At 71.4% G+C, this 25,194-nt stretch carries 22 protein-coding genes and 1 tRNA gene; 12 read left to right on the forward strand and 11 right to left on the reverse strand.

Features of this window, described 5'->3' with window-relative positions; genetic code table 11:
- Positions 1 to 11: 11 nt before the first annotated feature.
- Positions 12 to 218: a cold-shock protein gene (locus AB0I82_RS34290; RefSeq protein ID WP_030250355.1), complete on the reverse strand. Its 207-nt coding sequence runs from the start codon at positions 216 to 218 to the stop codon at positions 12 to 14.
- A gap of 268 nt (positions 219 to 486) precedes the next feature.
- Between AB0I82_RS34290 and AB0I82_RS34295 the strand changes: the two genes are divergently transcribed.
- Positions 487 to 1,920: an NAD-dependent malic enzyme gene (locus tag AB0I82_RS34295; RefSeq protein ID WP_363261394.1), complete on the forward strand. Its 1,434-nt coding sequence runs from the start codon at positions 487 to 489 to the stop codon at positions 1,918 to 1,920.
- 339 nt (positions 1,921 to 2,259) lie between these two features.
- The gene (locus tag AB0I82_RS34300) at positions 2,260 to 2,541 is read left to right on the forward strand and encodes an HU family DNA-binding protein (RefSeq protein WP_003954777.1); all 282 of its coding nucleotides are present in this window, start codon (positions 2,260 to 2,262) and stop codon (positions 2,539 to 2,541) included.
- A 240-nt stretch (positions 2,542 to 2,781) separates the two neighbouring features.
- On the opposite strand, the gene murA is transcribed toward AB0I82_RS34300, so the two are convergent.
- Complete coding sequence (murA, locus tag AB0I82_RS34305) at positions 2,782 to 4,119, reverse strand: UDP-N-acetylglucosamine 1-carboxyvinyltransferase (RefSeq protein WP_363261395.1); 1,338 nt, start codon at positions 4,117 to 4,119, stop codon at positions 2,782 to 2,784.
- 272 nt (positions 4,120 to 4,391) lie between these two features.
- Between murA and AB0I82_RS34310 the strand changes: the two genes are divergently transcribed.
- Complete coding sequence (locus tag AB0I82_RS34310) at positions 4,392 to 5,018, forward strand: YqgE/AlgH family protein (RefSeq protein WP_363261396.1); 627 nt, start codon at positions 4,392 to 4,394, stop codon at positions 5,016 to 5,018.
- 64 nt (positions 5,019 to 5,082) lie between these two features.
- On the forward strand, positions 5,083 to 5,385 hold the full coding sequence (locus tag AB0I82_RS34315) for a DUF3039 domain-containing protein (RefSeq protein ID WP_030250340.1): 303 nt from the start codon (positions 5,083 to 5,085) through the stop codon (positions 5,383 to 5,385).
- A gap of 107 nt (positions 5,386 to 5,492) precedes the next feature.
- Here AB0I82_RS34315 and AB0I82_RS34320 read toward each other — a convergent pair whose 3' ends face one another.
- Positions 5,493 to 5,927: an SSI family serine proteinase inhibitor gene (locus AB0I82_RS34320; RefSeq protein ID WP_363261397.1), complete on the reverse strand. Its 435-nt coding sequence runs from the start codon at positions 5,925 to 5,927 to the stop codon at positions 5,493 to 5,495.
- Between the two features lie 709 nt (positions 5,928 to 6,636).
- On the opposite strand from AB0I82_RS34320, the gene AB0I82_RS34325 reads away from it, so the two are divergent.
- The 3 genes from AB0I82_RS34325 to AB0I82_RS34335 are packed head-to-tail and all read left to right on the forward strand — an operon-like array spanning position 6,637 to position 12,816.
- Positions 6,637 to 7,533 carry an FAD binding domain-containing protein gene (locus AB0I82_RS34325; RefSeq protein ID WP_363261398.1) on the forward strand — a complete coding sequence of 299 codons (897 nt, stop codon included), beginning with the start codon at positions 6,637 to 6,639 and terminating at the stop codon, positions 7,531 to 7,533.
- 40 nt (positions 7,534 to 7,573) lie between these two features.
- Positions 7,574 to 10,486, forward strand: a complete 2,913-nt coding sequence (locus AB0I82_RS34330) for a 2Fe-2S iron-sulfur cluster-binding protein (protein ID WP_363261399.1) — start codon at positions 7,574 to 7,576, stop codon at positions 10,484 to 10,486.
- The gene (locus AB0I82_RS34335) at positions 10,483 to 12,816 is read left to right on the forward strand and encodes a xanthine dehydrogenase family protein molybdopterin-binding subunit (RefSeq protein ID WP_363261400.1); all 2,334 of its coding nucleotides are present in this window, start codon (positions 10,483 to 10,485) and stop codon (positions 12,814 to 12,816) included. Before AB0I82_RS34330 ends, AB0I82_RS34335 begins: the two co-directional genes overlap by 4 nt.
- A gap of 36 nt (positions 12,817 to 12,852) precedes the next feature.
- Here the strand turns inward: AB0I82_RS34335 and AB0I82_RS34340 are convergent, their stop codons facing one another.
- The 3 genes from AB0I82_RS34340 to AB0I82_RS34350 form a co-directional block, all read right to left on the reverse strand.
- Positions 12,853 to 13,044, reverse strand: coding sequence for a hypothetical protein (locus AB0I82_RS34340; protein ID WP_363261401.1), 192 nt, complete (start codon positions 13,042 to 13,044; stop codon positions 12,853 to 12,855).
- Between the two features lie 144 nt (positions 13,045 to 13,188).
- Positions 13,189 to 13,260, reverse strand: a tRNA-Cys gene (locus AB0I82_RS34345).
- Positions 13,261 to 13,379: 119 nt separating this feature from the next.
- Positions 13,380 to 14,264, reverse strand: coding sequence for an alpha/beta hydrolase (locus AB0I82_RS34350; RefSeq protein WP_363261402.1), 885 nt, complete (start codon positions 14,262 to 14,264; stop codon positions 13,380 to 13,382).
- Between the two features lie 144 nt (positions 14,265 to 14,408).
- Between AB0I82_RS34350 and AB0I82_RS34355 the strand changes: the two genes are divergently transcribed.
- The 4 genes from AB0I82_RS34355 to AB0I82_RS34370 all read left to right on the forward strand — a co-directional run bounded on the left by AB0I82_RS34355 (position 14,409) and on the right by AB0I82_RS34370 (position 19,555).
- On the forward strand, positions 14,409 to 15,920 hold the full coding sequence (locus AB0I82_RS34355; RefSeq protein ID WP_363261403.1) for an MFS transporter: 1,512 nt from the start codon (positions 14,409 to 14,411) through the stop codon (positions 15,918 to 15,920).
- A gap of 136 nt (positions 15,921 to 16,056) precedes the next feature.
- Positions 16,057 to 17,832, forward strand: a complete 1,776-nt coding sequence (locus AB0I82_RS34360; protein ID WP_363261453.1) for a DEAD/DEAH box helicase — start codon at positions 16,057 to 16,059, stop codon at positions 17,830 to 17,832.
- A gap of 278 nt (positions 17,833 to 18,110) precedes the next feature.
- A complete protein-coding gene (locus tag AB0I82_RS34365) occupies positions 18,111 to 18,752 on the forward strand; it encodes a helix-turn-helix domain-containing protein (protein ID WP_223732512.1) in 642 nt (213 codons plus the stop codon).
- Positions 18,753 to 18,775: 23 nt separating this feature from the next.
- On the forward strand, positions 18,776 to 19,555 hold the full coding sequence (locus tag AB0I82_RS34370; protein ID WP_363261404.1) for a S16 family serine protease: 780 nt from the start codon (positions 18,776 to 18,778) through the stop codon (positions 19,553 to 19,555).
- 27 nt (positions 19,556 to 19,582) lie between these two features.
- On the opposite strand, the gene AB0I82_RS34375 is transcribed toward AB0I82_RS34370, so the two are convergent.
- The 5 genes from AB0I82_RS34375 to AB0I82_RS34395 are packed head-to-tail and all read right to left on the reverse strand — an operon-like array spanning position 19,583 to position 23,826.
- Positions 19,583 to 20,587, reverse strand: coding sequence for a glycine betaine ABC transporter substrate-binding protein (locus AB0I82_RS34375; RefSeq protein WP_363261405.1), 1,005 nt, complete (start codon positions 20,585 to 20,587; stop codon positions 19,583 to 19,585).
- A complete protein-coding gene (locus AB0I82_RS34380) occupies positions 20,587 to 21,462 on the reverse strand; it encodes an ABC transporter permease (RefSeq protein ID WP_363261407.1) in 876 nt (291 codons plus the stop codon). Before AB0I82_RS34380 ends, AB0I82_RS34375 begins: the two co-directional genes overlap by 1 nt.
- Positions 21,459 to 22,703, reverse strand: a complete 1,245-nt coding sequence (locus tag AB0I82_RS34385; protein ID WP_363261408.1) for a betaine/proline/choline family ABC transporter ATP-binding protein — start codon at positions 22,701 to 22,703, stop codon at positions 21,459 to 21,461. Before AB0I82_RS34385 ends, AB0I82_RS34380 begins: the two co-directional genes overlap by 4 nt.
- Positions 22,696 to 23,343, reverse strand: a complete 648-nt coding sequence (locus AB0I82_RS34390) for an ABC transporter permease (protein WP_363261409.1) — start codon at positions 23,341 to 23,343, stop codon at positions 22,696 to 22,698. Before AB0I82_RS34390 ends, AB0I82_RS34385 begins: the two co-directional genes overlap by 8 nt.
- Before the next feature lie 15 nt (positions 23,344 to 23,358).
- Positions 23,359 to 23,826: an Lrp/AsnC family transcriptional regulator gene (locus tag AB0I82_RS34395; protein WP_351599185.1), complete on the reverse strand. Its 468-nt coding sequence runs from the start codon at positions 23,824 to 23,826 to the stop codon at positions 23,359 to 23,361.
- A 122-nt stretch (positions 23,827 to 23,948) separates the two neighbouring features.
- Here AB0I82_RS34395 and hppD point away from each other — a divergent pair, with 122 nt between their 5' ends.
- The gene (gene hppD, locus AB0I82_RS34400; protein WP_363261410.1) at positions 23,949 to 25,094 is read left to right on the forward strand and encodes a 4-hydroxyphenylpyruvate dioxygenase; all 1,146 of its coding nucleotides are present in this window, start codon (positions 23,949 to 23,951) and stop codon (positions 25,092 to 25,094) included.
- Positions 25,095 to 25,194: the final 100 nt, after the last annotated feature.

Genomic DNA, 25,194 nt, shown 5'->3' on the forward strand with positions numbered 1-25,194 from the left:
GTTCAGCGCGTTCAGCCGATGACGCGGACCTGTTCCGCCTGCGGTCCCTTGCGGCCCTGGGCGATCTCGAACTCCACCCGCTGGGTGTCCTCCAGATTGCGGAAGCCGTCGCCACTGATCGAGCTGTAGTGGACGAAGACGTCCGGTCCTCCGTCCTCCTGCGCGATGAATCCGTAACCCTTCTCGGAGTTGAACCACTTCACGGTGCCCTGAGCCATATTGCCCGTCCTTGCGTGTCTTGGGGTGCTGCGCGGCAGATACTAAGGGCGGTACGCCAGATTTCCTCCCTATTCCAGCCGTTTTTCAAACGAAGGAGTGGGGGGTTCCGCCGAGCTGACTAACTCTCGTATGGTGGAAGTCCGTTTCCGAAACTTGTGGCTGGTTACCGTGTACCGGCTGGTAGGTGGGACGATCGGACGATGCGCAGGACATCCGAGCTCCTGGGACAGCGCATAGGGACACAAGCGAAAGCAGAGGAAGTCGGCCATGGCAACGGCGCCTAGCGTCTCGTATTCGATGACGGTGCGACTGGAAGTTCCCGCGAGCGGCACCGCCGTCAGCCAGCTCACCACGGCCGTGGAGTCCTCCGGCGGGTCGGTCACCGGCCTCGACGTGACCGCTTCCGGCCACGAGAAACTCCGGATCGACGTCACCATCGCCGCGACGTCCACCTCGCACGCGGACGAGATCGTCCAGAAGCTGCGCGAGATCGAGGGCGTATCGCTCGGCAAGGTCTCCGACCGTACGTTCCTGATGCACCTCGGCGGCAAGATCGAGATGTCGTCGAAGCACCCCATCCGCAACCGTGACGACCTGTCGATGGTCTACACGCCCGGCGTCGCCCGCGTCTGCCAGGCCATCGCCGACAACCCCGAGGACGCCCGCCGCCTGACCATCAAGCGCAACAGCGTCGCGGTGGTCACCGACGGCTCCGCCGTCCTCGGCCTCGGCAACATCGGCCCCAAGGCCGCGCTGCCCGTCATGGAGGGCAAGGCGGCCCTCTTCAAGCGCTTCGCCGGCATCGACGCCTGGCCGATCTGCCTGGACACCCAGGACTCCGACGCGATCGTGGAGATCGTCAAGGCCATCGCCCCCGGCTTCGCGGGCATCAACCTGGAGGACATCTCCGCCCCCCGCTGCTTCGAGATCGAGGCGCGGCTGCGCGAGGCCCTGGACATCCCGGTCTTCCACGACGACCAGCACGGCACCGCCATCGTCGTGCTCGCGGCCCTGACCAACGCGCTGCGCGTGGTCGGCAAGGCCATCGGCGACGTGCGCGTCGTGATGTCCGGCGCGGGCGCCGCCGGTACGGCCATCCTCAAGCTGCTGCTCGCGGCCGGCGTCAAGCACGCCGTCGTCGCCGACATCCACGGTGTCGTGCACGCGGACCGCGAGGACCTGGTCGGCGCCGACCCCGACTCGCCGCTGCGCTGGATCGCGGACAACACCAACCCCGAGGGCATCACCGGCACGCTCAAGCAGGCCGTGGTCGGCGCGGACGTGTTCGTCGGCGTCTCGGCGCCGAACGTCCTGGACGCCGACGACGTGTCCCGGATGGCCGACGGCGCGATCGTCTTCGCACTCGCCAACCCCGACCCGGAGGTCGACCCGGGTGAGGCCCGGCAGACCGCCGCCGTCGTGGCCACCGGCCGCTCGGACTTCCCGAACCAGATCAACAACGTGCTGGTCTTCCCGGGCGTCTTCCGCGGCCTGCTGGACGCGCAGTCGCGCACGGTCAACGAGGAGATGATGCTGGCCGCGGCCGGCGCGCTCGCGGACGTCGTCCTGGAGGACGAGCTGAACGCGAACTACATCATCCCCAGCGTCTTCAACGACAAGGTCGCCGGCGCCGTCGCCGGCGCCGTCCGGGACGCCGCGAACGCCGCCGGTGCGGCTGTGACGGGCGGCACGACCGCCTGAGTACGGCGCGTCGCGTGACACGAGGCCCTCAGGGCCCCCATAGGGTGGCGGGCAGCGCATGGCTGGCCGCCACTCGGTGATCGGGCCCGGGGCATGGTGCGGAGCGTCACCGTAGCGTCACCGTTTCGGAGCGATGGCGCTCTTCGTGTGACCCTCCAGGGCGCCGGATTGGCTTTACCGCCGCAGGTGGGGGCAGGATGCGTTACCGGGCGCGAGGGTCTGAACCACAGACCCGGGTCCGGGGACTGTCCGAGGGCCCTGGCAGCATCGGCTTCGCTGTGCCTGATGCGGCTCCGCCGCGTGGCACGCCCATTGGCAAGAAGAACACGGGAGTAATACATGAACCGCAGTGAGCTGGTGGCCGCTCTGGCCGACCGTGCCGAGGTGACCCGCAAGGACGCCGACGCCGTTCTGGCCGCGCTCGCCGAGACCGTCGGTGAGATCGTTGCCAAGGGCGACGAGAAGGTCACCATCCCCGGCTTCCTCACCTTCGAGCGCACCCACCGTGCCGCTCGCACCGCGCGCAACCCGCAGACCGGCGACCCGATCCAGATCCCGGCCGGCTACAGCGTGAAGGTCTCCGCGGGCTCCAAGCTCAAGGAAGCCGCCAAGGGCAAGTGATCCGGCACCGTGCTCCCGGGACGACGGAGCACGGGCCGTATCCCAGGAGAGGCAGCCATCCCGGCCGGATGGCTGCCTTTTCGCATGGGTACGGGCCGCCGCGGGCTGTGCGGGACGCTGGTACGTACCGCGGCAGGGCCCGTGTACGGCCCTGAGAACGCCGAAGGGCGGACACCCCGGCCAGGGTGCCCGCCCTTCGACGTCAGGCGCTTCAGCCGTTGCTGAGGCCGCTCCCCGCGGTCAGCCCTTCAGTGCGCCGTTCGGCAGCTCGACCTTTGCGCCGAGCTCCACGAGCTTGTCCATGAAGTTCTCGTAGCCGCGGTTGATCAGGTCGATGCCGTGGACGCGGGACGTGCCCTGGGCCGCCAGCGCCGCGATCAGGTACGAGAAGCCGCCGCGCAGGTCGGGGATGACCAGGTCGGCGCCCTGCAGCCTGGTGGGGCCGCTGACGACCGCCGAGTGCAGGAAGTTCCGCTGGCCGAAGCGGCAGGCCGAGCCGCCCAGGCACTCGCGGTACAGCTGGATGTGCGCGCCCATCTGGTTCAGCGCGGAGGTGAAACCGAGGCGCGACTCGTACACGGTCTCGTGGACGATCGACAGGCCGGACGCCTGGGTCAGCGCGACCACCAGGGGCTGCTGCCAGTCGGTCTGGAAACCGGGGTGCACGTCGGTCTCCAGAGCGATGGCGTTCAGCGGGCCGCCCGGGTGCCAGAAGCGGATGCCGTCGTCGTCGACCTCGAAGGCGCCACCCACCCGGCGGTAGGTGTTCAGGAAGGTCATCATCTCGCGCTGCGAGGCGCCGCGTACGTACACGCTGCCCTCGGTGGCCAGCGCAGCGGACGCCCAGGAGGCCGCCTCCAGGCGGTCCGGGAGCGCGCGGTGGTTGTAGCCGCCGAGCTTGTCGACACCGGTGATCCGGATGGTCCGGTCGGTGTCCATGGAGATGATCGCGCCCATTTTCTGCAGGACGCAGATCAGGTCCTCGATCTCGGGCTCCACGGCGGCGTTCGACAGCTCGGTGACGCCCTCCGCCAGTACGGCGGTCAGCAGCACCTGCTCGGTCGAGCCGACGGACGGGTACGGCAGCCGGATCTTGGTGCCGCGCAGCCGCTGCGGGGCCTCCAGGTACTGGCCGTCGGCCCGCTTCTCGATGGTCGCGCCGAACTGGCGCAGCACGTCGAAGTGGAAGTCGACCGGCCGGCCGCCGATGTCGCAGCCGCCCAGGCCCGGGATGAAGGCGTGACCGAGGCGGTGCAGCAGCGGGCCGCAGAAGAGGATCGGGATCCGCGAGGACCCCGCGTGCGCGTCGATGTCCGCGACGTTGGCGCTCTCCACGTGCGACGGGTCGAGGATCAGCTCCCCGGACTCATCGCCCGGGCGTACGGTCACGCCGTGCAGCTGCAGCAGCCCGCGCACGACGCGCACGTCGCGGATGTCGGGCACATTGCGCAGCCGGCTCGGCTCACTGCCGAGCAGCGCGGCGACCATGGCCTTGGGCACGAGGTTCTTCGCGCCGCGGACCTTGATCTCGCCCTCCAGCGGTGTGCCGCCGTGGACAAGCAAAACGTCGTCGGTCATGGATCTCGCGTTCCTGGAGACGGACAGGGACCAAGCTGAAATGGTAAAGGCGGTGCGGGGGTAGTCCGTAGGGTCGAGTGGCCCTGGTGCGTGTAATAGCTTTGTCACAACACGTACGGTTTATCGGGCGGAACGCACCGTGATGTGAGAGAGGGCCCGGATGCCGGGTCGGTCGTACTGCGTCCCGTCCGCATCCCGTCCGGCCGGAGTACGTGCATACGGGTGCGGCAATTGCCACCCCGCGCAGGCCCCAAGTGCGGGATCATGTCGCCATGACCGAGGTGTCCTCGCTCACCGGCCGGCTGCTCGTCGCGACGCCGGCGCTCTCCGACCCGAACTTCGACCGGGCCGTGGTGCTGCTCCTCGACCACGACGAGGAGGGCTCGCTCGGCGTCGTACTGAACCGCCCCACGCCCGTCGGCGTGGCGGACATCCTCCGGCCCTGGGCCGAGCTGGCCGGCGAGCCGGGCGTGGTCTTCCAGGGCGGCCCGGTCTCGCTGGACTCCGCGCTGGGCGTCGCGGTGGTCCCGGGCGAGGCGGGCGAGCACGCCGCAGCCCCCGCGGCGGACGGCGACGCGGCCGACGGGGCCGACACGGACGGCGACGGCCCCCTGGGCTGGCGCCGCGTCCACGGCGCGATCGGCCTGGTCGACCTGGAGGCCCCGCCCGAGCTGCTCTCCGCCGAGCTCGGCTCGCTGCGCATCTTCGCCGGATACGCCGGCTGGGGCCCGGGCCAGCTGGAGGAGGAGCTGGTCGAAGGCGCCTGGTACGTCGTCGAATCCGAGCCCGGCGACGTCTCCTCGCCGTCCCCCGAGCACCTCTGGCGCGCCGTCCTGCGCCGCCAGCGCAGCGAACTGGCGATGGTGGCGACGTACCCGGATGATCCTTCGCTGAACTGAGCCGGAGTGATCCGGGCGGGCCGCCGGGCCCGGTTCGGCGCGCGCGTGAGTACCCTTGGCTTCTATGAGCACTCTTGAGCCCGAGCGCGGGGCAGGTACAGGCACCCTCGTGGAGCCGACGCCGCAGGTGTCGAACGGCGACGGTGACCACGAGCGCTTCGCCCATTACGTCCAGAAGGACAAGATCATGGCGAGCGCGCTGGACGGCACGCCCGTCGTCGCGCTCTGCGGCAAGGTCTGGGTCCCGGGCCGGGACCCGAAGAAGTACCCGGTCTGCCCCATGTGCAAGGAGATCTACGAGTCCATGGGCGCCGGTGGCGACAAGGACAAGGGCGGCAAGGACGGCAAGGGCGGCGGCAAGAAGTAGCCCCCGGTCCCGCCCCTCCATACGGTCACGCCCGGCTCGCTCCCCCATGGGGGAGCGAGCCGGGCGTTCCGCATTCCGTGTCAGCCGTACGTGCGTCGGCTTCCGCGTCAGCCGTACGTGCGCCGGGAGAGGTCGAAGACGCCGCCGCTGTCGGCGACGGCCGTGCACAGGTTGGAGTAACCGCGCACGACGAACGACGCGCTGCCCCGCCAGAAGCTCTTCGCGACGACCGTCACCGGCCGGTAGACCATCGGGCACGGGCGGCGGACCGACTCCAGCGCCCCGATGTCGCCGCCCGCCCGCGCCAGGGCGCGGCAGGCCGAGTAGGGGCGCGGATGGGTGCCGCCGGTCGGGAAGCAGTACAGGGTCGCGGCGGCGATCACCCTGCCGCCGGTGCTCGTGCCCTGGTGGATGACGATTCTCGCCTCGCCGACCGGCGCCCGCTGAGGTGCGGCGGCGGCCGGCGCGGCCGCCGCCGAGAGGGGCAGCAGGCCGAGGATGGCGACGGAGAGCAGGGCAGCACGGACGCGTCTTTTGCGCATGTGCGGATTCCTTACGATGGGCTGAAAGTTGGGTGAGACGGACATCTCGCCTTATGAATAGCCCTGCCGGGGTGTCGCGCGGCTGATTGTGGGCCGCAGGTGGCGTGTCGAGCGGTCGACTCCGGGGGCGTGCCGCTGCTGCGGGTAACCGTGCCTGCGCAGCGAGGAGTTACGGGAAGGCGGCCAAGAGGTACGGAAGGTCGGCGCGCGGCGGCGCATCGGACGCCCGATCGACGGACCGCCCCCAAACGTGTGAGCCCCCCGAAAGGCGGGCGCGGCGCGGCCGGGACCCTGGCACCGTGTACCCACGCCGTGGCGCGAGCATGCCGACCCGGTACTTCGGACCGGTGCGCCGGCCCCGTTTTCCGGTACACCGACCCGGTATGTCGACCCGGCATGTCGAACACCCGCACAGAACCTGCCTGTGGGCAGTCATAAGGCGTCAAGTGACGTCAAGTGCACGGCATGTGCGGTACGTGCGGTAACGCACGGTGCTTGAGAAAGGTGGCAATACGCTCTCTTCGAAGGTCCGGGACGTGCCAGGACCAACCAGCGCCAATCCGCAGGTCGGTGACGGAACCTGCCTTCATGGACCCTCGCGTCGCGGGCCTGCGAAGATGTGCCAGAGTTGCCACGTCCGGGCCGTGAGCACGTACCGTACGGCGAGGCGGAACAGCACAGCCGGGACACCGGGGAAGGGGCAGCTGGGTTGACCACGCACGCACCGCAGGCGTCGCATTCCGTGACGTTGCCGGCCTCGCTCGACGAGGCCGTGGCGGCGCTGGCCGCCATGCCCGCCGCCGTGCCGGTGGCCGGCGGCACCGATCTGATGGCCGCCGTCAACGCCGGGCTGCTGCGCCCGGCCGCGCTGGTCGGCCTGAACCGCATCAGCGAGATCCGCGGCTGGCAGTACCAGGACGGCCACGCGCTGCTCGGCGCAGGGCTCACCCTCGCCCGCATGGGCCGCCCCGACTTCGCGGCCCTGATCCCGGGCCTCGCCGCGGCCGCCCGCGCCGCCGGGCCGCCGCAGATCCGTAACGCCGGCACGCTCGGCGGCAACATCGTCACGGCCGCGCCGACCGGCGACACCCTGCCGGTACTGGCGGCCCTCGAAGCCACCGTGATCGTCGCGGGCCCGGGCGGCGCCCGCCGCGAGGTCCCGGTCAGCCACCTGCTCGCGGGCATGGAGATGCTGCGCCCCGGCGAGATCGTCGGCTTCGTACGGGTGCCGCTGCTGCACGCGCCGCAGACGTTCCTCAAAGCCACCGGGCGGACGGGACCAGGGCGCGCGGCCGCATCGGTCGCGCTGGTCCTCGATCCAGCCCGCCGGGGCGTGCGCTGCGCGGTCGGCGCCGTCGCGATGATGCCGCTGCGCCCCCTGGACGCCGAGCAGTGGGTGGCCTCGCTCATCGACTGGGACAACGACCGCGGCCTGGCCCCCGAAGCACTGACCGCCTTCGGGGACTACGTGGCCGCCGCCTGCATCCCGGACCCCGCGCCGCCGGAGGACGGTACGGAGGCGGTCCCGCTGCCCCCCGCCGCCCTGCACCTGCGCCGTACGGTGGCAGCACTGGCGCGCCGAGCACTTGGGAGGGCGCTCTCGTGAGTGAGCGCAGCGAGCGAATCGAGCGAAGCGAGGCCGGCGCATGAGTGACGGGGACACCCCGCGTCAGCCCCAGCACGGACAGGGCTGGGAGCCGCTGCCGCAGGGCGAGTACGACCAGGAGGCCACGGCCTTCGTCCAGCTGCCCGACGACCTGGAGACGTACGGGCTGAACGGGGCGTACGGGTCGGGTGCCTACGGCGCGGGCGGCTACGCCCCCGGCGCGTACGGCGCAGCCATCTACGGGACGCAGGGCGCGCCTGCTGCCGGCGTGGCCGGTGACGCGTACGGCGCGGGCGTGGGCCCGGAGGGCGAGGCAGGCGCCGATCCGCTCGCGGCTCCTGGCCACGGCTACATTCCGCCGGACACTTCGGGTGTCGCGGGTGTGGGTACTGGTGCGGGGGCCTCGCCGTACGACGCGGCGCCGACGGCCGGCGCGAGCATGGACCCCGCGTCGACCGGCCAGTGGACCATGCCGTTCATGGACCCGGCGGCGGACGCGCCGGCGGCGATGCCGTACGGCGGCGCCGAGCACGGTGGCCCCGCGGGGCACGGCGGTGCCGCGGGCCACGGTGGTGGCGCGGAGCACGGTGGTGCCGCGGACAAGGACAGCGACGGGCCGGACACCGTGGAGTGGCCGGTCGCGGGCGCGGACGGAGCGGGCCGGTGGACGATCCCCACCGCCGGTGACGAGGTGCTGGAGGAGTCCGGCGAGTACCTGGTCGGCGACGACCGTCAGGGGCCGCACGGCGGTTACCCGGTGTACGAAGGCGATCAGGCGCAGCAGTCTCCTCCGGCTCAGCAGCCCGGGGCCGGCGTCGGCCCGGAGGCCACCGGTCACTGGAACTTCAACGCCGACGGCGGTGCCGAGGCCGGCGGCGCGGGGGAGATGCTTCCGCAGCACGTCGGTCCGTACCACGTGGGGCCGCATCCCGCCGCGCCGAGTGCGCCCGGTGCCGGTGTGCAGTGGCCGCTGCCCGGCGACCTGCACGCCCCGCACCCGGGTTCCACGGGCCACGGAGTCCCCCCGGTCCAGGGCGAGCAGTGGCCGAGCCCCGGCCAGAGCACTCAACCCCCGTCGTACCAGAGCCTGTTCAGCACGCCGGGTGGCGGTGGCATCGCGGACGGCATCGCGCTGGCCGACGCCCTGGTCTCCGGCACGAGGCCGAAGCCGTTGCCGCAGGCGGAGGCTGCGCCGGTTGCCGAGCCGGGGGCCGAGGCTGTGACCGAGGCTGCGGCTGGGTCGGCGGCTGCTGAAGAGCCGCAGGTTGCTGAGGTGGGTGATCCCGAGGAGGCGAGTGTCTCGGAGGAGACAGCACCTGCTGCCGAGGCCGAGGTCGAGGCTGCGGTCGAGACCGAGACCGAGACCGAGACCGTGGCTGAGGTCGAGGCGCCGGCGGAACCCGCCGAGCCCGTCTCCCCGGCGGAGGACGCCGAGGTCGACGCCGACGCCGACGTGCCCGCGGCTCCCGAAGCGGCGGCGGCCCCCGAGGCAGTGGCGGCCCCGGAGGCCCCCGCTTCCGAGGAGCCGGAAGAGGCGCCCACCGAGATCACCTCGTCCGAGGCCCCCGAGCAGTCCGACGGCCCCAAGGAGTCGGAGGAGCTCGAGAAGCCCGAGGAGCAGCCCGAGGAGCAGCCCGAGGAGCAGCCCGAGGAGCTCGTAACACCCGAAGAGCCCAAGGAGCCCAAGGAGCCCGAGGCCTCCTCCGAAGAGCCCGCGGAAACCGCGGAATCCGCGCCCGCTGCCGCGCCCGTCGACCCCGCCCCGCACGCCGACCTCGAACACCCCCGTGCTTCGTACGTCCTCACCGTGAACGGCGTCGACCGCCCCGTCACGGACGCCTGGATCGGCGAGTCCCTGCTCTACGTGCTGCGCGAGCGGCTCGGCCTCGCGGGGGCCAAGGACGGCTGCTCCCAGGGCGAGTGCGGGGCCTGCTCCGTACAGGTCGACGGCCGCCTCGTGGCGTCCTGCCTGGTGCCCGGCGCGACCACGGCCGGCAGCGAGGTCCGTACGGTCGAGGGCCTGGCCAAGGACGGCGCACCGTCCGATGTGCAGCGTGCGCTCGCCGCCTCCGGTGCGGTGCAGTGCGGCTTCTGCGTACCGGGCATGGCCATGACCGTGCACGACCTCCTGGAGGGCAACCACGCCCCCACCGAGCTGCAGGCCCGCCAGGCCCTGTGCGGCAACCTCTGCCGCTGCTCCGGGTACCGCGGCGTCCTGGACGCCGTGCAGGAGGTCGCCCGTTCCCGTACCGAGGCCGCCCAGGCCGCCGCCGACGACCACGATCAGGAACACGACCAGGCGCAGGGCCACGACCAGGCTCCGGACCAGGTGCAGGATCAGCACGAACCGGCCGCCCGCATCCCGCACCAGGCAGGCCCGGCGGACCCGGCGGCGTACGCGGGGGAACCGCACGCCGCCGAGCCGCCCTACGGCCACACGGACCCCGCGAGCCAGTATTCCGACGGCCAGTACTCCGACGGCCAGTACTCCGAGGGCGCCTACTCCGACGGCACGTACCCCGAGGGCGGCGCGCCCGGCCCCGAGCAGTACACCGCCCCTGAGTACGCCCCCGAGTACACCGCCGACCCCTACGGCAGCGACCCGCACACCGCCGCCCAGGACCCCTACGGCACCGCGGCCCCCGACCCGTACGCCGATCCCGCCTACAACGGTGACCCGTACGCCGGCCACGACTCGTACGGTCGCGACGCCCTCGCCTCCGAGCACGGTTCCTACGGCCAGGACGCCCTCGCCGGGCACCAGGACTCGTACGGCCATGACGACTCGTACGGCCGGGACGCCCTCGCCTCCGAGCACGACTCGTACGGCCGGGAGGCACTGATCGAGGACTTGGGGGACCCGGACCCCCACTCGCCCCACCAGCCAGACCACCCCCACCACCCGAACCCCCAGGGCCCGGGGGCCGACCCGCAATCGGGAGGCCGCGCATGACCGGCACGCACGAGGGCGCCGGCTCCGTCACCGTCAGCCCCGCCTCCGGCAGTGCCCCGGCCGCCGAGGCCGAGCCGCTGCCGCACGGCCTGGGCGTCTCGCTGCCGTCCGCCGACGCGCCCGCCAAGACCCAGGGCACCTTCCCGTACGCGGCCGACCTGTGGGCCGAGGGCCTGCTGTGGGCCGCGATCCTGCGGTCCCCGCACCCCCGCGCCCGCATCCTGTCGATCGACACCAAGCAGGCCGCCGAGATGCCCGGCGTACGGGCCGTCGTCACGCACGAGGACGTCCCCGGGGACGCCGGGCACGGGCGCGGCACCCCCGACCGGCCGGTCTTCGCCAAGGACGAGGTGCGCCACCACGGCGAGCCGATCGCCGCGATCGCCGCCGACCACCCTGACACGGCCCGGCTCGCGGCCGCCGCCATCGCCGTCGAGTACGAAGTGCTGGAGCCGGTCACCGACCCCCAACTCGCTTTCGAGGCCGAGCCGTTGCACCCGGACGGCAACCTCGTACGGCACATCCCGCTGCGCTTCGGCGACCCGGAGGCGGCCGGTGACGTCGTCGTCGAGGGGCTGTACCGGATCGGCCGCCAGGACCCGGCGCCCATCGGTGCCGAGGCCGGGCTGGCAGTGCCGCGCCCCGACGGCGGCGTGGAGATCTACACCGCCGCCACCGACCCGCACGCCGACCGCGACCTCGCCGCCGCGTGCTTCGGGCTGCCGCAGGACAAGGTCAAGGTCGTGGTGACGGGCGTGCCCGGCGCCACCGCCGACCGCGAGGACCCCGGCATCCAGCTCCCGCTGGGCCTCCTGGCGCTCCGTACCGGCTGCCCGGTCAAGCTCGCCGCCACCCGCGAGGAGTCCTTCCTCTCGCACGCCCACCGGCACCCGACCATCCTCCGTTACCGGCACCACGCCGACTCCGAGGGCACGTTGGTGAAGGTCGAGGCGCAGATCCTGATGGACGCGGGCGCGTACGCCGACACCTCGGCCGACGCGCTGGCCGCCGCGGTCTCCTTCGCCTGCGGCCCGTACGTCGTGCCGCACGCCTTCGTGGAGGGCTGGGCGGTCCGTACGAACAACCCGCCCGCAGGGCATCTGCGCGGCGAGGGCGCGATGCAGGTGTGTGCCGCGTACGAGGGCCAGATGGACAAGCTGGCGGCCAAGCTCGGCCTGGAACCGGCCGAGATCCGCCTCCGCAACGCCATGGCCACCGGCGACATCCTCCCCACGTCCCAGACGGTCACCTGCCCGGCCCCGGTCGCCGAACTGCTGCGCGCCGTACAGGAGGCGCCGCTGCCCGACCTGCCGAAGGACGCGCCGCAGGAGGAGTGGCTGCTGCCGGGCGGTCCGGAGGGCGCGGGCGACCCGTCCGCGGTGCGCCGTGGCGTCGGGTACGGCGTCGGCATGGTCCACATGCTCGGCGCGGAGGGCGCGGACGAGGTCTCCACGGCCACGGTCAAGGTCAACGGCTCGGTGGCGACCGTCATCTGTGCTGCGGTGGAGACCAGTTCGGGCTTCTCCACGCTCGCCCGTCAGATCGTCCAGGAGACCCTGGGCGTCGAAGAGGTGCACGTCGCGGCCGTCGACACCGACCAGCCCCCGGCCGGCGCGGCCTGCCACAGCCGTCATACGTGGGTCTCGGGCGGGGCCGTGGAACGCGCGGCCAAGATGGTCCGCACCCAGCTCCTCCAGCCCCTCGCTCACAAGTTCGGCATGTCCACCGAGCTGCTCCAGATCACCGACGGCAAGATCACCTCGTACGACGGCGTACTGAGCACCACCGTCGCCGAGGCGCTGAACGGCAAGGAACTGTGGGCCACGGCCCAGTGCCGCCCGCATCCGACCGAGCCGCTGGACGAGACCGGCCAGGGTGACGCGTTCGTCGGCCTCGCCTTCTGCGCGATCCGCTGCGTCGCCGACGTCGACATCGAGCTCGGCACCATCCGCGTCGTCGAGATGTCCGTCGCCCAGGACGTCGGCCGGGTACTGAACCCCGCCCAGCTCCGCGCGCGCATCGAAGCGGGCGTCACGCAGGGCCTGGGCGCGGCCCTGATGGAGAACCTCCGCACCACCCGCGGCCTGGTCCGCCACCCCGACCTGACGGGCTACCCCCTCCCGACCTCCCTCGACGCCCCCGACATCCGCATCGTCAAGCTCGTCGAGGAACGGGACGTGGTCGCCCCCTTCGGCGCCAAGCCGGTCTCCGCGGCCCCCGTGGTCGCCGCCCCGGCCGCGGTGGCCTCCGCCGTCCGCGCCGCCACCGGCCGCCCCATAGGCCGCCTCCCCATCCGCCCCCAGGCCGCAGCCCTGACCCCCCTGACCTGACCCCGCAGCCCTGGCCCCGAGGACGACGCGGAGCGCCTAACCGCCCTCAGCGTCGTCCTCGGCGTCCTCCTGTGCCGCCGGATGGTGCGGATGCCGCGGATCCTCCCCAATGGCCTCCTGCGCCACCTCCACCTCCCGCCGATCCTTCTCCGGCCTCTCCAGATCTTCTTCGTCAACACCCTCAACGGCGTCACTACTGGACCCACCAGGCCCATACGTCTCACCCATCGCACATTCCTTCCGGCCGCCCTTGATCCGTCAGCCAGTGAGTACCGTGCGGAGCCGGAAAACATGTCTGCCCGTGTCCGCTGAACAGACCAGCGGACACGGGCAGTGGGTCGGACACCGTGAATGGGCGGTCCGTCCGTACGGAGGCCGTGGCGGGAATTGAACCCGCGTAACTCGCTTTGCAGGCGAGCCCCTGAGCCACTCGGGCACACGGCCAAGGTGGAGCGATGTCTTGACTGTAGGCCGGGGGGCGGGGGAGGGGGCAAGGGTTCGGGGGCGGGTGCCATGTGGTCGTCATGGGGGGTAACGCGGGGCAATGCGAGGCAACACGGTGTTCATGTGGTGGGGGGTTCGCCGGTGCGGAGGAAGGTTTCGAGCAGGGTGCGGAAGTGGGGCGGGTCGTCGACCCAGGGGTAGTGGCCCGTCAGGTGGAGGGGGCGGAGGTGGGCGTGGGGGAAGGAGGCGGCCACCAGTTCGCCGGCGCGCATGCCGGAGAGGGCGTCGCGGTCGCCGGTGATGACCAGGACGGGGCAGGGGACGTCGTGGAGGGCCGTCAGCACGGCTTCGCGGGTGCGGTCGTCGATGGACTGCCAGAAGCCGGCGCGGGGGACCGGGTTGAGCTGGGCGGGCTCGGTGGCGGCGTGGGCGCGTTGCGGGGCGTCCCACTGGCCGTACGCCATGGGGGCGGCCCGTTGGAGGAGGCCGCGTACCTCGTCCATGTCGCCGGTCTCCGCGAGGCGCTGGACGGCGACGGAGGCGTCCGGCCACCAGTCCTCGTGGGCGCGGGACTCGAAGATCTCGCGGGCGTCGTCGGGGAGTTCGCCCTGGAGGCGGGAGCCGGGGCAGACCAGGACGAGGCGGGTCAGGCGGTCGGGGTGGGTGGCGGCGTACGCCTGCGCGGTGGCAGCGGCCGCGCTGTGCGCGAGGAGGGCGAAGCGTTCGAGGCCCAGGTGGGCGCGGAGTGCCTCCAGGTCCTCGGCGAGGCGGGGGAAGGCGTACGAGTCGGGGTCCTCGGCGGGCGGGGAGTCGCCGGTGCCGCGGCTGTCCGGGACGATCAGCTGCCGGGCGGCGTCGAGGCCGCCCAGGTCGCCGAGGTATTCGGCATCGCGGGCGGGGCCGCCGGCCAGGCAGACCAGCGGCGGGAGTCCGGACTCGGACTCCGCCGGGCCGAGCACGCGGTAGTGCAGTTCGCTGCCGTCGTACGAGCGGTAGTGAGGCATGGAAGGCAGTGTGCGGCAGCGCGCCGGATCGGGCATCCCGTACCGGCGTGGCGTGTCGTAGGTCCGGCGACGGAGCCGGAGTTCGGACGAATGACAGGGCGAACGACAGGGGTGTAGCCCGTTCGCGGGCCTTACTGTGGCGGGATGACCACCGCCGATCCGCGCGACAGTGATGTCGCCGATGTCGCCGTCCCGGATGCCGAGGGACAGCCCGTACCCGTGCCCGCACCCGTACCGGGTCCGGCGAACGTCGAGGGCGGCGTCCTCGGCCGTACCCACCGGGCCCTCACCCTCGGCATCATCTCCGTCGTCTCGCTGATCGCGTTCGAGGCGAGTGCCGTGAACACGGCGATGCCGGTGGCCGCGCGGGCGCTGGACGGGATCGGGCTGTACGCGTTCGCCTTCTCCGCGTACTTCACGGCCAGTCTGTTCTCGATGGCGTTGTCGGGGGCGTGGTGCGACCGGAACGGGCCGCTCGCGCCGCTGTTCAGCGGCATCTTCACCTTCGGGGGCGGGCTGGTGCTGGCGGGTGCCGCGCCGACGATGTGGACGTTCGTCGCGGGGCGCGCGGTGCAGGGGCTGGGCGGCGGGCTGGTGATCGTCGCGTTGTACGTGGTCGTGAGCCGGGCGTATCCGGAGCGGCTGCGGCCGGCCGTGCTCGCGTCGTTCTCGGCGGCCTGGGTGCTGCCGGTGATCGTCGGCCCTGTCGTCTCGGGGACGGTCACCGAGCACCTCGGCTGGCGCTGGGTCTTCCTCTCCATACCCGTACTGGTGCTGCTGCCGCTCGCCGTCATGCTGCCGGCGCTGCGCAAGCTGCCCCGGGACGCGAACGACCCGGCGCCGCTCGACCGTCGGCGCATCCTGCTCGCGCTCGCCGTGGCCGCCGGTGCCGGGCTGCTGCAGTACGCGGGGCAGGACCTGCGGCCGCTCGCCCTGCTGCCCGCTGCCGCCGGGCTGGCGCTGCTCGTACCGTCGGTGCTGCGGCTGCTCCCCAAAGGCACGTTCCGGGCCGCGCGCGGGCTGCCGTCCGTCGTCCTGATCCGCGGGCTCGCGGCCGGTGCGCTGCTCGCCGCGGAGAGCTTTGTGCCGCTGATGCTGGTGACCCAGCGGGGGCTGAGCCCGACGCTGGCCGGGCTCTCGCTCACCGGCGGCGGGCTGACCTGGGCGCTCGGCTCGTACACACAGAGCCGCCCGCGGCTGGAGCCGTACCGTGAGCGGCTGATGTGCCTCGGGATGCTGCTGATGGCGCTGGCGGTCGCCCTCGTACCGCTGGCGCTCGTCGAGGCCGTCCCGGCCGCCGTCGTGGCGGGCGCCTGGATCATCGCCGGGTTCGGGATGGGGCTGACGATCTCCAGCGGCAGTGTGCTGCTGCTCAAGCTGTCGCGCCCCGAGGACGCGGGCCGCAATTCCGCCTCGCTCCAGGTGTCCGACGCGCTGGGCAACATCACCTTCGTCGGCATCAGCGGCATCCTCTTCATCGCCTTCGGCGGCGGCGCGGTCGCCACCGCTCAACCCGGCGCGCACGCCGGTGCGTCCAGCGCCGCGCACCCGGCCGCCTTCGCCGCCGTCTTCGCCGCGATGTCCCTGGTCGCGCTGGTCGGCGCATACGTGGCGACCCGGCTGCGGCCCGTACCGACGGACGGGCGAGCGGGGTGAGTCGGGTGTGAGCTGGGTCGCACCCGCTCCGACCCCCGGCCGGAAATCCGTTGCCGCCCGGATCTCACCGGTACGCTGACGCGGTTGCCGATCGCCGAGCCAGCCGACGGAGACCGTGAGTACTACCACCAGCGCCATGAACAACCAGCACCTGTCCCCGGCCTTCCCGGGACGGGCCCCCTGGGGTACCGCGAACAAGCTGCGCGCCTGGCAGCAGGGTGCGATGGACAAGTACATCGAGACCCAGCCGCGGGACTTCCTCGCGGTCGCGACCCCGGGCGCGGGCAAGACCACCTTCGCGCTCACCCTCGCCTCGTGGCTGCTGCACCACCACGTCGTGCAGCAGGTGACCGTGGTGGCGCCCACCGAGCACCTGAAGAAGCAGTGGGCGGAGGCGGCCGCCCGGCTGGGCATCAAGCTGGACCCCGAGTACAGCGCCGGGCCGCTGAGCCGCGAGTACCACGGTGTCGCGGTGACGTACGCGGGTGTGGGCGTCCGGCCGATGCTGCACCGCAACCGCGTCGAGCAGCGCAAGACGCTGGTGATCCTTGACGAGATCCACCACGCCGGTGACTCCCGGTCGTGGGGCGAGGCGTGCCAGGAGGCCTTCGAGCCGGCGACCCGGCGGCTGGCCCTGACCGGTACGCCCTTCCGTTCGGACACCAACCCGATCCCCTTCGTGACCTACGAAGAGGGGAACGACGGCATCCGGCGCAGCTCGGCGGATTACACGTACGGCTACGGGAACGCGCTGGCCGACGGCGTCGTCCGGCCCGTCATCTTCATGTCCTACAGCGGCAACATGCGCTGGCGGACCAAGGCCGGTGACGAGATCGCGGCGCGGCTGGGCGAGCCGATGACCAAGGACGCCGTCTCGCAGGCCTGGCGCACCGCGCTGGACCCGCGCGGCGAGTGGATGCCGAACGTGCTGCGCGCGGCCGACCAGCGGCTGACGGAGGTACGGAAGTCCATCCCGGACGCGGGCGCGCTCGTCATCGCGTCCGACCAGGAGCAGGCGCGCGCGTACGCGAAGCTGATCCGGGAGATAACGGGGAACAAGGCGACGCTGGTCCTCTCCGACGACACCGGCGCCTCGAAGCGCATCGACGACTTCTCGCAGTCGGACGACCGGTGGATGGTCGCGGTCCGGATGGTGTCGGAGGGCGTCGACGTGCCGCGGCTCGCGGTCGGCGTGTACGCCACGACGATCTCCACGCCGCTGTTCTTCGCGCAGGCCGTGGGCCGTTTCGTACGGTCGCGGCGGCGCGGCGAGACGGCCTCGGTCTTCCTGCCGACCGTGCCCATGCTGCTCGGCTTCGCGAACGAGATGGAGGTCGAGCGCGACCACGTGCTCGACAAGCCGAAGAAGGACAGCGAGGAAGACCCGTACGCCGAGTCCGAGAAGGAGATGGACGAGGCGAACAAGGAGCAGGACGAGGACACCGGCGAGCAGGAGCAGTTCTCCTTCGAGGCGCTGGAGTCCGACGCGGTCTTCGACCGGGTGCTCTACAACAGCGCCGAATTCGGCATGCAGGCGCACGCGGGAAGTGAAGAGGAGCAGGACTACCTCGGCATCCCCGGGCTGCTGGAGCCGGACCAGGTGCAGATGCTGCTGCAGAAGCGGCAGGCCCGGCAGATCGCGCACAGCAAGAAGCGGCCCGCCGAGGAGGCGGACCTGCTGGAGCTGCCGGCCGAGCGGCGCCCCGTGGTCACCCACAAGGAGCTGCTGGAGCTGCGGAAGCAGCTGAACACGCTGGTCAGCGCGTACGTGCACCAGAGCGGCAAGCCGCACGGGGTGATCCACAACGAGCTGCGCCGGGTGTGCGGCGGACCGCCGAGCGCGGAGGCCACCGCCGGGCAGATCCGCGAGCGGATCAAGAAGGTCCAGGAGTGGGCCACGCGGATGCGGTGACGCCTCCGGTACCGGGCGCGCGGACCGGCCACGCGCCCGGCACCCCGTGCCGCCACGGCGGGACCAATCGGGATAGAGCGGTCAGCTGAGCCCGGATTCTGGACGGACTCTTCCGCTGACCGGACTGGATCGCTACTGTCCCGGTCACGAACACGCCCCGTGGCAGCGCCGCCGCGGAGCGCAGCCGGTGCCGAACCGGCGGCCTCGTCAGCGCTGCCGTGGGACCGGCAGCGCGACCTCCCCCTGGAGCCGCCACACTCACCCGAGGAGGGGGCGTCGTGACAGCGGAGACCTCCCAGACGCTCGACCGAGGACTGCGTGTCCTCAAGCTGCTCGCCGATACCGATCACGGCCTGACCGTCACCGAGCTCTCCAACAAGCTCGGCGTCAACAGGACCGTCGTCTACCGGCTGCTGGCCACCCTGGAACAGCACGCGCTGGTCCGCCGCGACATCGGCGGGCGGGCAAGGGTGGGGCTGGGCGTACTGCGCCTGGGCCGCCAGGTGCACCCCCTGGTCCGCGAGGCCGCGCTGCCCGCGCTGCGCTCGCTGGCCGAGGACCTCGGTGCCACGGCCCACCTCACGCTCGTCGACGGCATGGAGGCGCTGGCCGTCGCCGTCGTCGAGCCGACCTGGACGGATTACCACGTGGCGTACCGCGCCGGATTCCGGCACCCGCTGGACCGCGGGGCCGCGGGCCGGGCCATCCTGGCCGCCCGGCAGGGCTGCACGGAAGGCGACGGGCTCGCGCTGACCCATGGTGAGCTGGAGGCCGGCGCGAGCGGCGCCGCTGCGCCGCTGCTCGGGGTGAGCGGCATCGAGGGCAGCGTCGGCGTGGTGCTCCTCGCCGACGCCGTACCGGAGCGGGTCGGCGCCCGTGTCGTGGAGGCGGCCAAGGAGGTGGCGGAGGCACTGCGGTGACGGTGGTCATCTAGGGTGGCGGGGTGTCTCCTCGCACCCGCGCCCTGGCGGTCTGCTCCGCCCTCGTCCTCGCGCTCCTCGCCGTCGCCGCCTTCGTACCGCTGCCGTTCTCGATCGCTTACCCGGGGCCGGCCGCGAACGTGCTCGGCAAGCACAAGGGCGAGCCGGTCATCACCGTGCACGGCGCCAAGGCCCGGAAGACCAGCGGCGAGCTGCGGATGACGGCCATCGTCGCCACCGGCCCGGAGGCCTCGGCGCGCGTGACGGACGTGCTCAAGGGCTGGTTCCGGCGCGACGAGGCCGTGATGCCGCGCGACGCGGTCTACCCGGTCGGCGACAGCACCGAAGAGGTCGCCGAGCACAACGCCGCGCAGATGAAGCAGTCGCAGGACGACGCGGTCGAGGCGGCCCTGCGCTATCTGCACCGCTCCCCGAAGGACGTACGGGTCGACCTGAAGCTGGCGGACGTGGGCGGCCCCAGCGCCGGCCTGATGTTCACGCTGGGGATCATCGACACGATCGACGGGGACGGCGCGGGCCACGACCTGACCGGCGGCCGGTCCATCGCCGGTACCGGCACGATCACCGCCGACGGCAAGGTCGGCCCGGTCGGCGGCGTGGCGCTGAAGACGCAAGCCGCGCACCGCGAGGGCGCGAAGTACTTCCTCGTGCCGCGCGAGGAGTGCTCCGACGCCCGCGCCAACCTCCCGAAGGACATGCGGCTGATCCCGGTCACCACGCTGACCGGCGCGGTGGACGACCTGAAGGCGCTGAACTCCGGCGGCCGGGTCCCCAGCTGCTGACCGGGGGCCCCGGTTGCCGGGAGGCGCTCAGCCCGTCCCCTCCTTGATGAACCCTTCCTCCACCAGCCAGTCCTTGGCGACCTCGTGCGGGTCCTCGCCGGCCACGTCGACCTTGCCGTTGAGCCGCTGCGCCGTCTTGTTGTTCAGCGCCTTGGTGATCGGATTGAGCACCTCGGCGATGGCCGGGTACTTCTTCATCGTCGGCGCGTACATCTGCGGCGCCACGTTGTAGTTCGGGAAGAAGTGCTTGTCGTCCGCGAGCGTCTTCAGGCCCATCGCCTGGATGCGCCCATCGGTCGTGTAGACCTCGCCGAAGGTGCAGGTGCCGCCCTTCTTGACCTGCGTGTAGATGACCCCGGCCGACATCCGCTTCACATTCCCCGGCGGGATCTTCAGGCCGTACTTCTTGACCATGCCGGGCAGCCCGTCGTTACGGGTCGCGAACTCGTTCTCCACGCACAGCGTGACCGCGTCCGGGTCCCGCTTCAACAGCCCGGCCAGGTCCGAGAGGTTCGAGACGCCGTACTTCTTCTGGTCGGAGGGCAGCAGCGCCAGCGCGTAGGTGTTGTTCAGCTCCGAGTACGGCAGCCAGACCAGGTTCTTCTTCTTGTCGGCGGCCTTCACGGCCTCCCACTGCTTGCGCTCGTCGGGGATGGGCTCGGTGTGGCCGAGGTAGGTGATCCAGCTCGTACCGGTGTACTCGTAACTGCCGTCGGCCGTGCCGGAGGTCACCGCCTCGCGGGCGCCGATCGAGCCCTGGATGTTGGTCTTGTCCACGACCGTGGCGCCGGCCGCCTGCAGCGCCAGGCCCATGATCTGGCCGAGCACGATCTGCTCGGTGAACTCCTTCGAGGTCACCGTCAGCTGCGCGCCCTTCAGCGGCTGCCCCTGGTAGCCCGCATCCTTGCCGGGCTTGACCTCGTCCGTCATCGGGCTGCCGCTGACCAGGCCGCAGCCGCCCAGCGCGAGCGTCGCGAGGAGCGTCCCGGCCGCCGCGAGGGCGGTGCTCCGGTACGTACGCCGGTTCCCCATCAGGTCGTCCCCTCCAGGCCGCGCGGCCGCATCAGCAGTTCGGCGAGCGATGCCAGCCAGTCGACCAGCAGAGCCAGCGCAATGGTCAGTACGGAACCCAGGACCAGCACCGGCATGCGCTGGGTGACGATCCCCGCAGAGATCAGGTCGCCCAGGCCCCCGCCGCCGCCGAACGTGGCGAGGGTGGCGGTGCCGACGTTCAGTACCAGCGCGTTGCGGATGCCGGCCAGGATCAGCGGGACCGCCAGCGGCAGTTCGACCTTGGTGAGCACGCCCAGCGGCGACATGCCGACGCCCCGGGCCGCCTCGGTGAGGGTGGGGTCGATGGCCTGGAGCCCGGCGATGGTGTTGGCCAGTACGGGCAGCACGGCATAGATGATCATGCCGATGATCGCGGCCTTGGGACCGACGCCGAGCCAGATGACCAGCAGCACCAGCAGACCGAGGGCCGGGACCGCCTGGCCGAGGTTGGCCAGCGCCATCGCCGCCGGGGTCGCCCTCCGCAGCTTCGCCCGGGTCAGCGCGATGCCCAGCGGAATCGCGATGATCAGTACGAAGAAGGTGGAGACCGCGGTCAGCCAGATGTGCTGACGCAGCGCCATCCACACCTTGCCGTCGTCGACGGCCTGGTGGGCGATGGAGTCCAGATGCGCGCCGCGGAACCACAGCCAGGTGGCGAGCAGCGCGGCCAGCAGGACGAACGGCAGGAAGGTCGCCTTCTGCCAGGTGATCCGGCGCTGCTCCTGGGTCGGCGGCGCCGGCGGCTCCTCCTCGCGCTCGCCGCCGCGCACCTCGTCCCGGAAGGCCAGCCCCTGCACCTCGTGCTCGCCCGGCGGCCGGTCCTCCCGCGGCGTCCGCTCCGCGCGCGGGCTCATGCCGAGGCTCCGTGGGCGCTGTCGGTGCCCTCCTGCTCCCGGTGGGTCTGGTGGGCGCGCTGCTCCTCCAGCTGGTGCCGGTGCTCGATGGCGTCCAGCCGGTCGGCGTCCAGCAGCTCGTGCACATTGCTCATCAGCGTCTCCATGTCGACGACGCCGGTGTACTCGCCGCGCCGCCCGGTGACCGCGACCCGGCCCGCGTTGTCGGTGAGTACCGCTTCCAGCGCGTCCCGCAGCGTGGCGTCCCGGGTGACCGTGTCGTGCACCAGCGTGCCGGCCCGCGCGAGCGATCCCTTGGCCAGCGTGAGGTCGCCGCGGCGCAGCCATTTGTACGGCCGGTTGTGCCGGTCCAGCAGCAGCAGTTCGTTGCTGGCGCCGTCGCGCAGCTTGTCGAAGATGGACTGCAGCGGGTCCTCGATGGTGGCGGTGGGGAAGTCGACGATCTCCACGTCGCGGACGCGGGTGAGGTTCAGGCGCTTCAGGGCCGCGCCCGCGCCCACGAAGCCGGACACGAAGTCGTCGGTGGGGTTGGTGAGGATGGCCTCGGGGGTGTCGAACTGGGCGATGTGCGAGCGCTCGCGCAGTACGGCGATCCGGTCGCCGAGCTTGATGGCCTCGTCGAAGTCGTGGGTGACGAAGACGATCGTCTTGTGCAGCTCGTGCTGGAGCCGGATCAGCTCGTCCTGGAGATGGTCGCGGGTGATCGGGTCGACCGCGCCGAACGGCTCGTCCATCAGGAGTACGGGCGGGTCGGCGGCGAGCGCGCGGGCCACGCCGACGCGCTGCTGCTGGCCGCCGGAGAGCTGGCGCGGGTAGCGGCCGTGGAACTCGCGGGGGTCCAGGCCGACCAGGTCCAGCATCTCCTCGACCCGGTTCTTGATCTTCGCCCGGGACCAGCCGATCATCTTCGGTACGAGTGCGATGTTCTGGGCCACCGTCATGTGCGGGAAGAGGCCGGAGGACTGGATCGCGTAGCCGACCTTGCGGCGCAGCTTGACCGGGTCCATGTCGGTGACGTCCTCGTCGCCGATCTTGATGCGGCCCGAGGTGGGCTCGATCAGCCGGTTGATCATCTTCAGGGTGGTGGACTTGCCGCACCCGGACGGCCCGACGAGGATCACGATCTCGCCGGCCTTGATGTCCATGGTGACGTCGTCCACCGCCGGGACCGCGCTGCCCGGATAGCGCTTGGTGAGGTCTTCCAGCTGGATGGCGGCGCCCGTTGTGGTCTGCTCAGGCACGGATCCCCCTGGGGATGGTCAGGCGTCCGATGAGGACGTAAACGGCGTCGAAGAGGAGCGCGAGTACCACGATGCCGAGGGTCCCCGCGAGGACCTGGTTCAGCGCGTTGGCGCTGCCCAGGGAGGCGATGCCGCGGAAGATCTCGTTGCCGAGGCCGGGGCCGGAGGCGAACGCGGCGATCGCGGCGATGCCCATCAGCATCTGGGTGGCGACCCGGATGCCGGTAAGGATGGGCGGCCAGGCGAGCGGCAGTTCGACCTTGAACAGCCGGGCGGCCCGGGACATGCCGATGCCCTTCGCCGCGTCGACCAGCGTGGGGTCCACCCCGCGCAGGCCGACGACGGCGTTACGGACGATCGGCAGCAGCCCGTAGAGGGTGAGGGCGACGACCGTGGGCGCGACGCCCAGGCCGACGATGGGGATGAGCAGGCCGATCATGGCCAGCGAGGGAATGGTCAGGATCGTGGCGGTCGCGGTGGTGGCGAGGTTGCCCACCCACTCGCTGCGGTAGGTGAGGACGCCGATGAGCACCCCGATGAGGGTGGCGAGGACCATGCACTGGAACACCGCGCTGGCGTGCTGATACGTGTCGATCAGCAGCTGGGTGTGCCGGCCGGCGACGTACTCCCAGAAGCTCACTCGGCGTCTCCTCGGTCAGTCCCCCGACGCCTGTTGCACCAGGGGGATGATGCGCAGCCGGACCGGATTTTCCATAACAATCGCGGTCGAGGCACGCATGATGCCATCAAAGCCGACAACCCGGTCGATGACACGTTGCAGATCGGCGTTGGAACGTGCAACCAATCTGCAGAGCATGTCCCCATGTCCAGTCGTTGTATGCAGCTCAAGGACCTCAGGGACGGTTGCCAAATGATTACGAACGTCCGCGCCTTGGCCCTGTTTGATCTCCAAGGTGGCAAAAGCGGTCACCGGATAGCCCAGTGCCGCCGGATCCACATCGGGGCCGAAGCCGCGGATCACTCCATTGGACTGCAGCCGGTCCAGTCGCGCCTGCACCGTGCCGCGCGCGACGCCGAGCCGCCGCGATGCCTCCAGTACGCCGATCCGCGGCTCCTCCGCGAGCAGTTCGATGAGCCGGCCGTCCAGATGATCGATCGCCATAGAGCCCCTTCGAGTGGTCATGCTGTACAGATCGCCCGAGAGTACTGCCCAGTCGCTGATCAATATGCGCAGACGAAACGCAAACTGTTGCGCACCTTGTGGTTCGGAGGGAATCTGCCGCCATGACTGAGACCATCGATCATTCACCCGGTACGGCAGCGCAGGCGGACCCCTTCCCGGTGAAGGGGATGGACGCCGTCGTCTTCGCCGTCGGCAACGCCAAGCAGGCCGCGCACTACTACTCCACGGCCTTCGGCATGAAGCGCGTCGCGTACTCCGGCCCGGAGAACGGCAGCCGCGAGACCGCCTCCTACGTCCTGGAGTCCGGCGGCGCCCGCTTCGTCTTCACCTCCGTCATCAAGCCCTCGACCGAGTGGGGCCGCTTCCTCGCCGACCACGTCGCCGCGCACGGCGACGGCGTGATCGACCTGGCCATCGAGGTCCCCGACGCCCGCGCCGCGTACGCCTACGCCGTCGAGCACGGCGCGCGCGGCATCGAGGAGCCGTACGAGGCCAAGGACGAGCACGGCACGGTCGTGCGCGCGGTCATCGCGACGTACGGCAGGACCCGGCACACCCTGGTCGAGCGCTCCGGCTACGACGGCCCGTATCTCCCGGGCTTCGTCGCGGCCAACCCGATCGTCGAGCCCCCGGCGAAACGGTTCTTCCAGGCCATCGACCACTGCGTCGGCAACGTCGAGCTCGGCAAGATGAACGAGTGGGTGGCCTTCTACAACAAGGTCATGGGCTTCACGAACATGAAGGAGTTCGTCGGCGACGACATCGCCACCGAGTACTCCGCGCTGATGTCCAAGGTCGTCGCGGACGGCACCCGCAAGGTCAAGTTCCCGATCAACGAGCCCGCGATCGCGAAGAAGAAGTCGCAGATCGACGAGTACCTGGAGTTCTACGGCGGCGCCGGCGTCCAGCACATCGCGCTCGCCACGAACGACATCGTCGCCACGGTGCGCGCGATGCGCGCGGCCGGCGTGGAGTTCCTGGACACCCCCGACTCGTACTACGACACCCTCGGCGACTGGGCGGGCGAGACCCGCGTCCCCGTGGAGACGCTGCGCGAGCTGAAGATCCTCGTCGACCGCGACGAGGACGGGTACCTGCTGCAGATCTTCACCAAGCCGGTCCAGGACCGCCCGACCGTCTTCTTCGAGATGATCGAGCGGCACGGCTCGATGGGCTTCGGCAAGGGCAACTTCAAGGCGCTCTTCGAGGCGATCGAGCGCGAGCAGGAGAAGCGCGGGAATTTGTAAGCCGCGATGCCGGGCCCGGGCGTCTCGCCCGGGCCCGGAACGGCCCCCGGATTCCCGGCGAAAACCACCCTCCGCGATCTTCCGTGTAGCCCACACGAAT

Source organism: Streptomyces sp. NPDC050315 (genome assembly GCF_040655775.1).
In the GTDB taxonomy this organism is placed as follows: Bacteria; Actinomycetota; Actinomycetes; order Streptomycetales; family Streptomycetaceae; genus Streptomyces.